General features: G+C 59.8%; 14 protein-coding genes and 5 pseudogenes. 7 read left to right on the top strand and 12 right to left on the bottom strand.

Going from position 1 to position 13865, the window contains the following annotated elements; genetic code table 11:
- Nucleotides 1-46: 46 nt before the first annotated feature.
- Genes EKH55_RS27475 through EKH55_RS27500 form a run of 6 tightly spaced genes read right to left on the bottom strand, consistent with a single transcriptional unit; the run spans nucleotide 47 to nucleotide 5181 of the window.
- A complete protein-coding gene (locus EKH55_RS27475; protein WP_131820451.1) occupies nucleotides 47-601 on the bottom strand; it encodes a hypothetical protein in 555 nt (184 codons plus the stop codon).
- Nucleotides 598-1044 (bottom strand): hypothetical protein, encoded by a 447-nt coding sequence (locus EKH55_RS27480; protein WP_069456566.1) that lies wholly within the window; start codon nucleotides 1042-1044, stop codon nucleotides 598-600. The genes EKH55_RS27475 and EKH55_RS27480 overlap by 4 nt, the downstream gene beginning before the upstream one ends.
- Nucleotides 1041-1766 (bottom strand): hypothetical protein, encoded by a 726-nt coding sequence (locus EKH55_RS27485; protein WP_069456567.1) that lies wholly within the window; start codon nucleotides 1764-1766, stop codon nucleotides 1041-1043. Before EKH55_RS27485 ends, EKH55_RS27480 begins: the two co-directional genes overlap by 4 nt.
- Nucleotides 1767-1804: 38 nt before the next feature.
- Nucleotides 1805-2251, bottom strand: coding sequence for a hypothetical protein (locus EKH55_RS27490; protein ID WP_069456568.1), 447 nt, complete (start codon nucleotides 2249-2251; stop codon nucleotides 1805-1807).
- A gap of 39 nt (nucleotides 2252-2290) precedes the next feature.
- The gene (locus EKH55_RS27495; RefSeq protein ID WP_069456569.1) at nucleotides 2291-3823 is read right to left on the bottom strand and encodes a phenylacetate--CoA ligase family protein; all 1533 of its coding nucleotides are present in this window, start codon (nucleotides 3821-3823) and stop codon (nucleotides 2291-2293) included.
- A 2-nt stretch (nucleotides 3824-3825) separates the two neighbouring features.
- On the bottom strand, nucleotides 3826-5181 hold the full coding sequence (locus EKH55_RS27500) for a pyridoxal phosphate-dependent decarboxylase family protein (RefSeq protein WP_246232045.1): 1356 nt from the start codon (nucleotides 5179-5181) through the stop codon (nucleotides 3826-3828).
- A 325-nt stretch (nucleotides 5182-5506) separates the two neighbouring features.
- Here EKH55_RS27500 and EKH55_RS30405 point away from each other — a divergent pair.
- Nucleotides 5507-5695 (top strand): annotated as a pseudogene (locus tag EKH55_RS30405) (IS1595 family transposase); the annotation flags it as partial.
- A 258-nt stretch (nucleotides 5696-5953) separates the two neighbouring features.
- A pseudogene (locus tag EKH55_RS27510) lies at nucleotides 5954-6260 on the top strand (IS21 family transposase); the annotation flags it as partial.
- Between the two features lie 276 nt (nucleotides 6261-6536).
- Here EKH55_RS27510 and EKH55_RS27515 read toward each other — a convergent pair.
- Both EKH55_RS27515 and EKH55_RS27520 read right to left on the bottom strand, forming a co-directional pair.
- On the bottom strand, nucleotides 6537-6980 hold the full coding sequence (locus tag EKH55_RS27515) for a CVNH domain-containing protein (protein ID WP_069456571.1): 444 nt from the start codon (nucleotides 6978-6980) through the stop codon (nucleotides 6537-6539).
- Nucleotides 6981-7499: 519 nt separating this feature from the next.
- Complete coding sequence (locus EKH55_RS27520) at nucleotides 7500-7901, bottom strand: hypothetical protein (protein ID WP_131820453.1); 402 nt, start codon at nucleotides 7899-7901, stop codon at nucleotides 7500-7502.
- 125 nt (nucleotides 7902-8026) lie between these two features.
- Here EKH55_RS27520 and EKH55_RS27525 point away from each other — a divergent pair.
- A pseudogene (locus tag EKH55_RS27525) lies at nucleotides 8027-8335 on the top strand (IS66 family transposase); the annotation flags it as partial.
- 120 nt (nucleotides 8336-8455) lie between these two features.
- On the opposite strand, the pseudogene EKH55_RS27530 reads toward EKH55_RS27525, so the two are convergent.
- The 3 genes and pseudogenes from EKH55_RS27530 to EKH55_RS27540 form a co-directional block, all read right to left on the bottom strand.
- Nucleotides 8456-8638, bottom strand: a pseudogene (locus EKH55_RS27530) (transposase domain-containing protein); the annotation flags it as partial.
- Between the two features lie 26 nt (nucleotides 8639-8664).
- Nucleotides 8665-9513, bottom strand: a complete 849-nt coding sequence (locus tag EKH55_RS27535; protein ID WP_151613983.1) for an IS3 family transposase — start codon at nucleotides 9511-9513, stop codon at nucleotides 8665-8667.
- Complete coding sequence (locus EKH55_RS27540; protein ID WP_069456383.1) at nucleotides 9462-9812, bottom strand: transposase; 351 nt, start codon at nucleotides 9810-9812, stop codon at nucleotides 9462-9464. The genes EKH55_RS27535 and EKH55_RS27540 overlap by 52 nt, the downstream gene beginning before the upstream one ends.
- A gap of 47 nt (nucleotides 9813-9859) precedes the next feature.
- On the opposite strand from EKH55_RS27540, the pseudogene EKH55_RS27545 reads away from it, so the two are divergent.
- A pseudogene (locus EKH55_RS27545) lies at nucleotides 9860-10279 on the top strand (recombinase family protein); the annotation flags it as partial.
- A gap of 280 nt (nucleotides 10280-10559) precedes the next feature.
- Here the strand turns inward: EKH55_RS27545 and EKH55_RS27555 are convergent.
- Nucleotides 10560-11669, bottom strand: coding sequence for an IS110 family RNA-guided transposase (locus EKH55_RS27555; protein ID WP_069456631.1), 1110 nt, complete (start codon nucleotides 11667-11669; stop codon nucleotides 10560-10562).
- A gap of 131 nt (nucleotides 11670-11800) precedes the next feature.
- Between EKH55_RS27555 and EKH55_RS27560 the strand changes: the two genes are divergently transcribed.
- The 3 genes from EKH55_RS27560 to kdpA are packed head-to-tail and all read left to right on the top strand — an operon-like array spanning nucleotide 11801 to nucleotide 13862.
- Entirely contained in the window at nucleotides 11801-12046 is a 246-nt protein-coding gene (locus EKH55_RS27560; RefSeq protein ID WP_069456632.1) for a hypothetical protein, read from the top strand.
- 10 nt (nucleotides 12047-12056) lie between these two features.
- Nucleotides 12057-12143, top strand: coding sequence for a K(+)-transporting ATPase subunit F (kdpF, locus tag EKH55_RS27565; protein ID WP_069456633.1), 87 nt, complete (start codon nucleotides 12057-12059; stop codon nucleotides 12141-12143).
- 12 nt (nucleotides 12144-12155) lie between these two features.
- Nucleotides 12156-13862 carry a potassium-transporting ATPase subunit KdpA gene (kdpA, locus tag EKH55_RS27570; RefSeq protein WP_151613984.1) on the top strand — a complete coding sequence of 569 codons (1707 nt, stop codon included), beginning with the start codon at nucleotides 12156-12158 and terminating at the stop codon, nucleotides 13860-13862.
- Nucleotides 13863-13865: the final 3 nt, after the last annotated feature.

The following is a 13865-nucleotide window of genomic DNA, read 5'->3' on the forward strand; positions in this document are numbered from 1 at the left end:
CTGGGAATGACCGACCTCGAGCCGCCGTCCATCACGGATGCGGAAACTAGGTTTCAGTAGCGCCATCCAGCCGGATCACATCGAGGGCGGGTCCGTCCAAGTTGAAATACTGTTTGCAGTTCGGATCGCACGTGTCGCATTCGAAGACGAGGCGATATGGATAGAGACCGGGCACCAAATCGGACAGAATCGAGCCCGCCCAATAATAGTAGGACGGCGTCCACCGACTCCGGATCTTGTCTGGGCCGCCATAGACCTTGAGATCGTTACATATTTTGCGGTGCTGCGGCGTGCCGTCGGGCTGCAAAAAAACAATGTTCACAATCCGCGCGAGGGGAGGCCAGCCCCCATCGGGGTTCTTTTCCATGTCGCTGCAATAAACTAACCAGTTCAGAACTTGGCCTTGGCGGCAGACCGTGCGCAGGGCGTTCGTACCCTTGCCGGTGCTGTCACCGCCATTGTCCATCAATGCGGCTTTGCCGGTGACGCTGCCGGTCCGCAGGGTGCTTGAGACGTCGACTATGGCGACGATGTTCAGCTGCGTCGAAGCCAAGGAAGGGCTACTAGGGGGGTTTTGGGAAACCATCGTGGCTTGCATCATGAACTCCCGGTTTGGGTTGGGCCAGGCGGCATTTGGAGAGTGGCTTCAATGAGGCGTGGGTTGGCACCATTGTCGACCGTGTGCGTCCGGCTGCCGAGTTCCAATGTCAAGCCATAGGGCAGGTTGCCGACTGGCTGTTTCACCAGACCGACCCAGTAGCTGACATCGGAGTCGCGATAAGTATTGCGCTCGACCTTGCAGGTTTCAGCCGGCAGTTCGATTGCCCGCACCGCAGCATGCGTCTCGCATTCGATGGGCAGCAACGTCCAGATAATCCGGTCTCCCGATGTGACCGCCGTTGCGAGCTCGGCCGTTGCCTCGTTGCGCGAGCCGCCGAGACGGTTGTCATCGATCATGTAGAGATAACCCGCGAGCGTATCGGCCTCCAGTGCTCCGCAGACGTCCACCACCATTCGGACATTGATCGTTTTTGGAATCGTCATATGGCGTCTCCCGCAACAACGGTGGAGCAAGGGGTGACCGGCAGCAGCCCGGGCGCGAAGCTGCCGGTGAATCCGTTGACGCCCGGAGCGGAGGTAATCTGAATGCCGCACGTCAGAGTAAAGAGCTGCGGCTCCCACACCGTCTCGCCGTTCCCTTGAATGGGGCGGTAGAGCGCCACCTCCATCGTGTAGTCGTGGCGGCCGACCTTGGCGGTATCGACAGTCGCGCTCCAGTACCAGCCGTCCGTCAGTAGATCGGGCGAACCGTATAGAGCGGGATACAGCACACCCTGCTCCACTGCCGGCCCAGCGATGCGGGTGAGGACCGGGGGCAGGCTGGCCGCCGCGTCGGGATTGTCAGGCTTCAGCACCTCGCAGGCCGCGCTCAGCAGGGCGGCGTCATAATATCGGACCTTGTCGTGCTGGCGGACTCGCGGGCGGATGTCGGCTTTCCGATCGTTCCACGGCTTCGAGATGAAGCGGTGACGATAGCTGCGGGGCAGCGTCGTTGGTAGTCCGCCGATGCCGACCGGGATCCAGTTAAGGACGGCCTCCGTCGCCTGCGATCCGTCGGCATTGTGGACGCCGGGAACGTTGGTGATGCGGAGGCCCGCCGGCGAGGCGAGTGGGCCCGTATTATCAATGACATAGGCATTCCCGTCGAGAGTGCCCTCCTTCAGGGCCGTCACGATGTCGATGACGGCGACAATGGAGATCTGCATCGTACCCTCCTGTTGCAACGATTTGTGCGGCTACCCGGTCAGGCGGCGGCGTGGATCGAAACGGAATCCGCCGTCGTACCAGCGGAGGCATTAACCACAAGGGACGGTCCCGCGATGCTGATGGCCCGCCCGGTCAGGCCGCCTGTGACCAGCGTCAACCTGTAGGAATGGCGCGTGCCCGGAGCTAGCCACCAAGGGGCGTATCCCTGCCAGTGCAGGGCCCACGGGGGGGCGTTGGTCTCTGCCGGCATTGCGAGCCCGTCGAACGAGAGTCCGGACAACCAAACTGGGGTCTGGACATCGAGCGGTGTCACGCTCCAGCGAACCAGCTGCCTTGGCCAGACGGGACTGGCCAGCTTAGCGGTGCCGGAATCCTCGCCGCCGCAAAAGCTATCGTCGAACAGGAAGGCATTGTCGTCGGCCGGATTGCCCAGCAGCAGGGCGACGACATCTACAAAAACTTGGATATTGAGTGGTGACATCATCTTCCCTTCTACCGCCGCTGGCGGTCCTGATTGCAGAAGTCAAACACGGTCGACAACCAAGGGCACCTTGCCGATTTCCGTGCGGACCAGGTCCGCCCCATTTGGATCGACGAGCCGAATCGCAAAGTTGTAGCCGGAACTCAGTAGGCTCGCCTCGTTCGCTTCCAGCGCATTGAAGACTGACAGGGACCGAACGAATCCGGCGATCATTACGGACGAGGAGCCTTCCGGCCCCAGACGGGCGGCGACCTGCGCCGACAGGGATGCCGCGTCCGGCGTCCCGATCACCATATGCAACTGCCGTTTCGTGCGGTCGATCTGGAATTGGGTGTCCGTGGCGACCCTGTCGATCTCCAGAACCTGCCGTTGCCGGAATTCGGCGATGATGGCCGCTAGGGCTTGGGGCGCCGAATATTGAGTGTCGCCGATATGGATGAAATCGCCGCTGCGGCCCGCGTATTCGAACTGCATTGCGTTAAGGCCGGGCGACCGAAGGTCCGGACGGCGGACGACCCGGTCACCCACCTTGTAGCGCAGCACCGGGGTCGCATTACCGAACAGACGCGTGACGACCAGCTCGCCTTCCTCGCCTTCCTCCACCCATTGCCCGTCGGGCCTGACCACTTCCACCAGGTGCAGCCCTGGAACCGCGGTCACGACGGGGCTTTCAGGGTCGAGCTGCAGTCCTATGGTTTCCGCCTGGACGGCGGCGAAATAGCTGAGAACGGTCAAGTTGGGATAGGCTTCTCTCAGGTCCGCCCTCACTTTGGGGGTTAGCACGCCGCTGCCGTAAAGGGCGACGCGGAAGCTGTCCCGCGCCTCGCGGGACAGCCCGTCGGCAAATTTCGCCAGCAGCGCGATACTCCCGGAAATGCCCATGATCGCCTTTGGTCCCGGGTAGGACATCATCAGCTGGAAAACTTCCAAGCTCATCGGGCCCGCGCCGATATAGTTGACGCCGGGGATCCTCTGGAGCACGCCGCCCACCATGGTGCCGCTGCTCCACATCTGATAATCGGCGAGCGTTGTGGCCACCCATTTGGCGCCGTCGCCGGTGAGGTAACGCGCCATCACGTGCCGGCCCATGAAATCCCCCGCCCAACCGTAGGTCTCCTGCAACTCGTCGAGCGCGTAGACGGTCTCCGACGACTTCCCGGAACTGGTGCCGCCACTGGCCACAATCTGAAAGCCGCAACGCTCGATGGGAACGACCATGCCGGGCCGCGTCTGCGAGAACATCTGCTGGCAGACTTCCTTATCGGTTAGCGGCAGCCCCTGGAACCGCTTTAGACTGTTTACGGGACCGGTGCCAACGGCCCCGTCAATGCGCTGGCGCCAGAGCGGGTTGACGCGGGCGATGGAGATGAGCTGCGATAGCCTGCGCTCGATAATGGCGGCCTGGGTTTCTAGGGACATTTCATCGACCCGGCAGCCGAGATGGGCCTGCGCGTGCTGGAGGGCGGACAGGAAAGAGGGCAGGACCAAAACATCATCCACGGTGCGCGGATGCATCATCGTCTCCGGCAGCACCGAGTTGGCGAAGTCGTGCGAAGAGGGGGCAAAGTTCAGCATGGTCACTCCCCAGGCTGGAGCCGGAAAAGCCGCATTTGCTCGCTCTCCGTTGCATCGTTTTCAAGGATGTCGCGCGCGTGGCGGCGGATCTCAGCAACCACGCCCTCTATGTCGTGCAGGCCTATCTGATGGTTCATGAGGACCATGCGAAGCATTGTCCGTCCGTCCAAGTCGACCTTCGACAGAAGGTACTGCCCGGCCGCCCGGACGCGGTCACGCAATTGAATTTGCAGACGGGACAGGCGTCTGCTGTCCACTCCGGCCGGGCGATGGACGAAGCATAGGATATTGGACTCCGGTCGGTGCGGCACGAGGAAGTCTGGCTGGCTAGCCAAATAATCGTGCGCGGCTCCGGTCATCGTCACTAAATGCTCAAGCTTGTCCGCGAAGGCGTGGCGGCCATAGAGCGACCAGGCCAACCACAGATTGAGGATGGCGGGTCGCTTGGTGCACTCAAAATTTTTCACGCCGCTCTGCACGGCGGTCATCTCGTCTTCGAACGGGTCGAACACATAACTGTCCTTCTGGGGAAAGGCGGTCTCCGCCATTCCCTTCTGTTTGTAAAAAAGCAAGGTGCAAAGGGCCGGGACGAACAGAGTCTTATGGGCATCCATGCAGAAGGAATCCGCGAGTTCCAGGCCCGAAAGTCGCGGTCGCAGCCGGTCGGAAACCAGGAAAGCGCCATTGTGGGCGGCATCGACATGCAGCCAGGCTCCGTGCCGCTTTGCCAAGGCGGCGAGTTCCGGAAGCGGATCGTTAGCGCCAATCGACGTTGTCCCGGCCGACGCAATGACGCAAAACACATCGAGCCCGCAGAACGCCGCTGAGTCCAATGCCGCCGCTGCACCCGCCGGGCAGATCTGTCGGCGGTAGTTCAGCGGCAACCGAACCACCTGATCTTGACCGATGCCGATGATCCCGGCCACGCGTGTGACGGAAAAATGGGCATCCTCGCCAACGGCGATGGCAGGGCGCCTCGAGCCGGCGGCCGCGAGACCGCCGTTCCAGCTTTGGGGAAAACAATGGTTTCGGGCGACCAGCACGGCGGTCATGTTCGCTAGCGATGCGCCGGACGTTGTCACCATCTCGAAGCGGCCATGGGGCCAGCCGACGAGACGACCTAATGTCTCTTCCAGCAATCTGTCTGCGATGTTGGGGAGCTGTCCCGCCTCGTAGTATGAGGCCGGCTGCGGCACCATTGCGGAAACCATGTCGAAGACGGCGGCGACGGGCATCACAGAGCTGAACTGCCGCGCCATATATCCGCGGGAGTTCACCTTGATAGCGGTTTCCAGGTAAAGGTCGAGGATCTCCGAGAAACGGTGCAGGTCGAAGCGCCCCCTGTCCGCCGGCACCATCAAGTTTCGGGCGCGAGCCATAAGATCGGCAGGTCTTTGCAGCCGAACACCTTCCAAGCTGTCGCCGGACAGCATGTCTGCGAGGCGTTTGACTGCCTGATGGGCGGCTGCGGCAAAGTCCCCAACGCTGAAAAACTCTTCTAGGCTCGCGGAGCCAGCCTTGGACGTAGATGCCGAACTGTCATCGAGTTCGTTGACATCCTTCTGTTCATATAGCTTCACCATGGGGAAGATCCTTTCTGGCGTCATCCTTGATGCTCATAGCCCCCAGCAAGAACTGGGCCAGCATTTCTATGATTTACAGTTTTCCACGAGATCGGCTTCCGCTCAGCGCATTGTTACGGGCTAGGCTGTGCGAAAAAGCCGAAGCAGGGAACGCTCGAAAATTATGTGGTCGCGGGTGTCGCCGGCGCTGCAATTGCTGCAAGTCTTCCGCGCGGCCGCTGGCCATCAAATGCGCAGAAGTCCGGATGGTGGGATCATCGTCAAATCAGCAGTCGCTGTCTTTGGTTGATTAAGCAACCATCCGGCCAAGCTGCTTCGGCGAAGGGTAACGTTGATAAACGCCGCGTACGATTTTGAACAATTCTTGTTCCGACCCCAACAATGGTGAGATCGGCGGTGCAAAATTAGACCACGGTAGCGGCGGGATTGTCCCGCTGCGGGCGGCGTAAAAGCCGGCCACCTATTTTCCTTCTGCGATGAAAGCAGGAGGGTTGGGGATCTATACCGTGGAATTATATTGAAGGTTCGACTTGCCGTCTCGGAAGGGATGAGCCGGCGTCAGGCAGCCAAGCATTTCAACATATCGCGTGACAGTGTGTCGCCAAGATGCTGTCGTATTCGGTTCAGCCCGGCTATCAGCGCCGGTCACCTGTGCGGCGGCCGAAGCTGGATGCATTTGTGTCGATGATCGACCATTGGCTCGATGAAGATCTGAAGGTACCGCGCAGCAGCGCCATACGGCCAAACGGGTGTTCGACCGGCTCCGCGACGAGTGCGGGTTCACCGGTGGCTACACAATCATCAAGGATTACATTCGCGAGCGGGAACAGCGCCGCCAGGAGGTGTTCGTGCCGAGCACTTCCAACGCACCATACGGGAGAATGAATTTAAGTATGCGCTGCCTCAGGAACCTCGGCGACTGATCTTGCTGAATGAAAAGCCAGGGATGCAGCCGATGCAGCAGATCGCCAATCACCTCTGCCGCTCCAGCTCCTGCATGGCAGGACTATTCCGCCGCTACCGTGGCGGGTTTTGCACGGCCGCTCTCGAAACGAACGGCGTCAGTTGAGATGACCAGGGGTGGCTATGGGCCACCCCTCTCGTCGCTTAATCGACGTCTCCGGCTTGTTTTAGTTGGTCAGGGTGCCGTCACTGTTATCAATGCCGTTAATCGGGATCGACGAGGCGTGAAAGGCGCCGGCGGTATCGCGGCAGCTTGCGTTCAATGTGACGCCACTGATGGATGGGACAAGTTCGATGCTGCCGCAGGATTCCTGGAACGTCGCGCTGTCGCCCTCCAGCTTCAGAGCGCCGTCTACGTTGGCGATGGCGGGCATGGCAATACTGGTTCCGTTCGGCGAACCATCGGCACGAAGGCAAGTTGCGGAAATTTCGGCTCCACCGTTGTCGGTGTACTGGAAACTGATGTTGGAACAGGTGTTCTGGAAGGTGCTGCTACCGGCGATCGCGGCGGTTGCGGTCAGGGTGAAAAGCGCTGATGCGATGGCGATTTTCAGATTAACGCCCAAGCCAAGGCTGGTGCTCTGTCGCCACTGGATAAAATTCTGAGACATGATGATGCTCCTTTCAGATAAGATGATTTAACATGTAGTGCACTGTTAAATTACAACTTCCAACTAACTGCGTCAAGTATATTAAACTATAGATGTCGAAATACTATTGAAATGTACGTGCATCCTAACTTTACCTCACATAATTTATATATTTGCCGCACTCGATTGGCCGGCGAGATGTTGTCACTGAAAGCTGGACACGTCGAATTACCCTCCTTCAGGGTTAGCGATGGTTTATTGTCTGCAGTGCATCTTTGTCTTCTCTGTTGCCCTTTATCCGGGAATCGGTCGGAGGCTGCAGAGTTGCCATCCTCGCCGAGGACAGCCCCGGCAGAAGTCGCCATGGAAAGAAGCAATATGCATGCCAAGTGAGAAATTATATTTAGATACAAGTGGACCGGGTACTTTTCTGGGGTCAGGCGGCGCGCAGGAGGGGTGGCTTGCGCACGGTGGCATGCGTTTCTGTCGGCTCGACGGGCAGGAATTCGGCCAGCATCGTCGCTGCCTGCCGGTAGGACATCATGCTTCCCAGCGTGCCGTCAGTTCCATGAACTCGGGCGTCGCCCGATCGGGGCAGATTTCTTTCAGCGGCGCGAATACGCCGGCCATGCCCGGGTGACAATCACGGCACAGCACCCACTGGGATTGCGCACCTTGACCGTGCCGAAGACGGTTCGGAGCCGCCGCGTCGTCGTTGACCGGCCGGAACGTGTGGCAATCCGGGCAAACCCGACGAAAGAGGGAATAGGTCTCCGCCTCGTGGTTCACGCCCGCGCCCTGCAGCGCCGCCATGATCTTCTTGCCCGCTTCGATCGACAAGCCGATCTCTCCGTCGAACAGGCGCTCCTCAACGCGCACCGACGGCAGACGTCGCCGAACTCGTTCTTCCCCTGGGATCGTGATCGTCCACTCCACCGCCACCGTCGCCTCCTTGAGCAAAGCGCGTCAAGGACGTCATAGCCGGTGGAGACCGTAACTTCTCCGGGCTTGAGCACGGATTGTTAGGCCAGAATGGTCCATGACCATCGTCAGTCGGACCAGCAATGCGCCGCAAGGCCGAACTGCTGCGGGTGCTCGAGCGACCGGAAATCCCGCTGAACACCAACACGTCAGAGAACGACCTGCGCAGTTTTGTCATCAAGCGAAAAATCTCTGGCGGCACCATGAGCAGAGATGGTCGGGTTGCCCGTGACCCGATGCTTGGCCAGATGAAGACTTGCCAGAATCAGGGCCTTTCCTTCTACCATTACCTTGGCGACCGGCTCGGCATCGAGGGCAAAACTATTCCGCCACTGGCTGGTCTTATATTGCAGCAAAAGCCTAAGCGCGCGTGCTCTCTAACGACTCATAATTAACTGGGTCTTCCTCAATTTGTGTGTATGCGCCGTCTACGCCCCATTGATTTTACAATTTCGGCTACGGGGCAAAGCTACCTGCGTGCCGGATGTGAGCTCACCGGATAGTATCTGACGAGCTCATTGTGAGGCTTTGATGCGGGCGGCGTATGCCCATGGCATCAGGGCATCGATGTCCTTGGCGAGGTGGCCGTTTGCGAGACGGGTGAAGAGGTCGCACAGGTAGGCGTAGGGCTCGACGCCGTTCATTTTGCACGTGCCGATCAGGCTGGCAAAGCGGGCCCAATTTCGACCCCCTTCTGGAGTGCGCCCCTTGGGGTGGACAGTGATCAGGCTGCGGTTTTGCCCGTCTGCCGGATGTGTTGATCCTCGAACTGCTGCGGACTGAGATAACCCAGCGCCGAGTGCAGCCGTCGTTTGTTGTAGATGGTCTCGATGAAGTCGGGAAGATGTTCGATGACGTCGTCATAGGTTTGGAACGCCATCGGATACACGGCCTCGACCTTGAGCGTCTTCATGAAGCTTTCGGCCTTTGCATTGTCGTAGGGGTTGCCTCGGCGCCCCATGGAACCGGCTAGCCCGTGATGGCCGAGGTGTTGGCGATAGGTTTCCGCAGCGTATTGCGATCCACGATCGGAATGGTGGATGCAGCCGGCCGGTGGTCGTCTGCATTCGATGGCCGTCTTCAGTGCCGCCAAAGTCAGACGGGCATCGATTGACCGTCCGATGGCATACCCGACGACCATCCGTGACCAGGCATCAAGGATGACGGCGACATAGACGAAGCGATCCGGCAGGGCAACGTAGGTTATATCTGCCTGCCAGAGCTGGTCCGGTCCGGTCGGAGCGAATTCGCGCGCCAAATTCGGAAAGATCGGCCCATTGTGATCGCTGTCGGTCGTGGCAACGAAGCGCCGCCTGACCTTCGGCTGCAACCCGTGTTCGCGCATTAGACGGCGGATCTTCTTGTGGTTCACGACAAGGCCCTTTTGACGAAGAGCTGCGCCGACGCGGCGATAGCCGTAGAACTCGAACTCGTCGCAGATCGCAAACATGGCTTCGACGACAGCGGTGTCGTCGGCCTGCCCATCGCGGCGGTCATAATAGGTCGAACGAGCGATCCCCATCAGTCGACATCCTTCCGAGACGGAGATGCCATGGGGCCGGTGATGACGGATGTAGTCTCGTTTCTCGGCCGCGGTGCGTTTTTCAGTGCCCCCTTTAGAAACTCCAGTTCCAGAGCCTGTTTGCCGACCAGGCGCTCGAGTGCTGCAATCCGGGCCTCGTACGCCTGAATGAGGTCAGCGGCCTGAGCATCCTCGTCGAAGGCTCCTTCCTCATATTTGCTGACCCAGATGCGGATCAGTTGGCGTTGGAGGTCATGCCGTCTTGCCAGACCGTGCAGTGTCTCGCCGGACAGATATTCCTGCACGACTTGGCGCTTAAACTCGATGCTGTGGCTGCGATGTTTTGCCATGGTTCTCTCTGCGAAAACACGGCAGACATGGTCAATTCCATTTCCCAATCTGTCCACCCCAAGGGGCGCACTCCAAATCCGTTAACGTCCAACAACCCCTCAAGCGGCTGATCGGCTACGCCCGCGTGTCGACGGACGACCAGGTCCACGACGCCCAGATCGACGAGCTGCGAGCCGCCGGCTGCGATCGGATCTAACAGGAGCACGGTTCTGGGGCATCGCGCGCTCGCCCCGTCTTGACCAAATTGCTTGGCGAGCTTACCGCGGGAGACGTCCTCGTCGTCGTCCGCCTCGATCGGCTGGCCCGGTCGGTCAGCCACCTGCTGCAGGTGATCGAGGATCTTGAAGAGCGCGGCGCGCATTTCCGGTCGATCCGCGATCCGATCGACACCTCGACCCCCCAGGGTATGTTTTCGCTTCAGGTTCTTGGTGCGGTCGCGCAGCTCGAGCGAGCGTTGATGGGTCAGAACAAGAGCTGCTCATGAGCGATTAAGGGTTTCCGGGCATGTTTAAACTACCCCGCATACACGAGGCAGGTCAAATGATGTAGCCTGTGCACGGTGCTGGAGACGATGGTCCGAACCGATGGTTATCATACTCTCATCCGCGGATTTTCACCGCCTGACCATATTCGATGCGGGCTTGCCTCTCTCTAAGAACGGATATTTATCCCAGCGTGTGTCGAGGTTTCCCTGATCTCTGGCCATCATCTCCAGCATGCTGCACAGGCAGATAAAGGCGATGCATTCAGGCCGACAGCGGTGTTTTACGAGCGATATCCCAGATGAAGCCGGCAAGCTCCCGTGCAATAGCGGTTAGAACACGTGGCTGGGGTTTCCCAGTTCTCGAAAGATCGCGATAACGCTTGCAAAGCCTCGTCTGCGCCTTCCACCCAATGTCTCTGATCTCGTGCGGAAGGTGCTGGCTGCGTTTAAGATGAAGGTGCCGTTCGCGAGGGGGATGTCGGTAGGACCAGCTCGCCTCGACCATCATGGTTCGGGCCAGAGCATTGCCGGTTCTGGTGATGCGCCCGCGCCGTGTAGTGCTGCCGCTGGAATGTTCGCTCGGCACCAGCCCAAGCCAGGCCATCAACTGTCGCGGGTTCGAGAACCGACTGATATCGCCGATTTCGGCAGCCAGGGTTGCGGCAATCATGGTATTGACCCCACGCAACGCTCTCAACGCATCAACGACCGGAGCAAACCGCCAGGGCTTCACCGCATCTTCAATAGCCAGATCAAGCGTCCGGATGCGTTCTTCGATCTGGCGAATAGCGCGCTTCAGTTCCTCGAAAGCTATCTGCTGATGCGGATAGCGGAATTTGCGCAATTCGTTGATCCAGCGCCAGTGCATTTTCGTCCAATAAGTGGGGCGTTCATACCGAAGACCATGGCGAAGCAGGAAGCTCAACAGCTGTTGCTTCGCAATCTTCAGCGCTTCCAGCGCCTGCTTGCGGGTGCGGATCAAATCCCGCATGGCTTCCTGTTCTTCATCAGGTGTCCAGATCGGCGTCAGTTCTCCTGCTCGCCACAGTCGCGCCAGCATTTCCGCATCGCGCCGATCTGTCTTAACCCGATCTCCAGCGCGGCGCGGGATCATGGCCGGAGCAACAACGGCACAATCAAATCCGAGTTTTGTCAGTAGGCGATACAACCCGTAGCCACACGGACCTGCTTCGTAGCAAAACACCGGTCGTGCACCCGCAGCCGACAGCCGCTTTGTCAGGCGTAAAACGGAATCGGCGTTGTTTTCGATAATGCCGTAAAACCGCACGTCGCCATTCCGGCCATCATCCGCGGTCGCAACAGCAATCGTCTCAGCGTGAACATCAAGGCCGACATAAACCATTCTTTCCATAAGCTTCTTCCTTTCCAAACCAATCCGTTTGACAAGGAAAACCTAGCGGCTTTGCCGCCGTAAATCGCTCATCTGGTCTAAGATCGAACGGACCGTGAACTGTCTTCCTGGAACTTAGGAAAGCTGATGGTGTGCTGCTGGTCGCGAACTTTCTGGCGAAGGCGCGCTTTACGTCTGCCATCCTCGCGTCGTTCTTTACGCATTCTTTACGACCTCGCCTCGCCTTCAACATGGCGCCCTTACGCCCGGTAGCGCCATTTCTCGGGCCGATATCCATGAAAGGGATTCGGCTCATGTTCGACCTTATCTACGTCGCGCTTGCCGTTGGCGGCTTTCTGGCCTTCGCAGTCGCCGTGCGCGCCTGTGAGCGCCTGTGAGGTGCCGGCGATGATCGAGTATTTCATTGGCGGCGCTGTCGCTCTGGCGCTTCTTGCCTACCTCACGGTCGCATTGCTGCGTCCGGAACGATTCTGACGGAGGTGCGGAGTGGCTACCGATATTCTTCAGTTCCTGCTTTATGCAGCCATCCTGGTCGCGCTCGCCTGGCCGCTCGGCGGCTACATGACGCGGGTATTTCAGGGCGAGCGCACCCTGCTTTCCCCGGTGCTCGTGCCGGTGGAGCGCGGCATCTATGCGGTTGCCGGCAAATCCGCAATGCAGGACCAGCACTGGACGCGCTATGCGCTCTCGCTTCTGGTCTTCAACTTCGCCGGCTGGCTGTTCCTCTACACCGTCTTGCGCCTCCAACATCTCCTTTCGTGGAACCCGGAAGGCCTGGCGCCGATGCCCCCGGGACTTGCCTTCAACACGGCAGTCAGCTTCGTCACCAACACAAATTGGCAGGCCTATGGGGGCGAAACGACGCTCTCCTACTTCAGCCAAATGGTCGGACTCACGGTGCAGCACTTCGTCTCGGCCGCCACAGGCATTGCCGTGGCCGTCGCGGTGATCCGCGGCTTTGCGGCCCGCAATGTCAGGTCGATCGGCAATTTCTGGGTCGATATGACCCGCTCAATTCTCTACGTCCTGCTGCCGCTGTCGATCATCGGAGCGCTTGTGCTCATCTGGCAGGGGGTGCCGCAGACGCTCAGTGCCTATGTGCCGACAACCACGCTGGAGGGCGCAAGGCAGCTTATCGCACAAGGACCCGCCGCCTCGCAGATCGCCATCAAGCAGCTCGGCACGAATGGCGGCGGCTTCTTCAACGTCAATTCCGCCCATCCGCTCGAGAACCCGACGCAGCTCTCGAACCTGCTGCAGCTGCTCTACATCCTGCTGATCCCGGCAGCTTTCTGCTTCCTGTTCGGACACATGGTGAAGGATCAGCGGCAGGGGATCGCAATTTTCGCCGCCATGGGCATCCTGTTCGTTGTCGGGCTTGCCGTCATCTACGGCGCGGAGATTCGCGGCAACACGCTCTATGATGCACTGCCGATCGACCAGGCGGCGGGAAACATGGAGGGCAAGGAAGTCCGCTTCGGAACCGGCCTTTCCGCGCTCTGGGCCGAGGCCACGACGGCCGCCTCCAACGGCTCGGTCAACTCCATGCATGACAGCTTCACGCCGCTCGCCGGGCTTGCGCTTCTGCTCAACATGCAGGTGGGCGAGGTCATCTTCGGCGGTGTCGGCGCCGGTTTCTACGGCATGCTCCTCTTCGTGGTGCTCACCGTGTTCCTCGCCGGTCTGATGGTCGGGCGCACACCTGAATATCTCGGCAAGAAAATCGAGGCAAAGGAAGTCAAGCTCGCGGTCCTCACCTTCCTGTCGATGCCGGTCGGCATCCTGGTCTTCGGCGCGGTTGCCGCCATTGTTCCGTCGGCCCTGGCTGCGGTTCAGGATCCCGGCCCCCATGGGCTCTCGGAGATCCTCTACGCCTATTCCTCGGCCACCGGCAACAACGGTTCGGCCTTCGCCGGCTTCGGCGCCAACCTGCCGTTCCACACGACGCTACAGGGAATCGCCATGCTTCTCGGCCGCTACGCCTTCATCGTGCCGATGCTGGCGATTGCCGGGGCGCTTGCGACGAAGACGCCAGCACCGGCCTCGGCCAGCACGTTTCCGACCCACGGTCCGCTCTTTGTCGTCCTGCTCATGGTGGTCGTCCTGATCCTCGGCGGCCTCACTTTCTTTCCGGCACTCGCCCTCGGCCCGATCGCCGAACAGGTGGCGATGCTTGCCGACCAGACGTTCTGAGGT

Origin of the sequence: Sinorhizobium alkalisoli, from assembly GCF_008932245.1 — a bacterium.
GTDB classification, from domain to species: Bacteria; Pseudomonadota; Alphaproteobacteria; order Rhizobiales; family Rhizobiaceae; genus Sinorhizobium; species Sinorhizobium alkalisoli.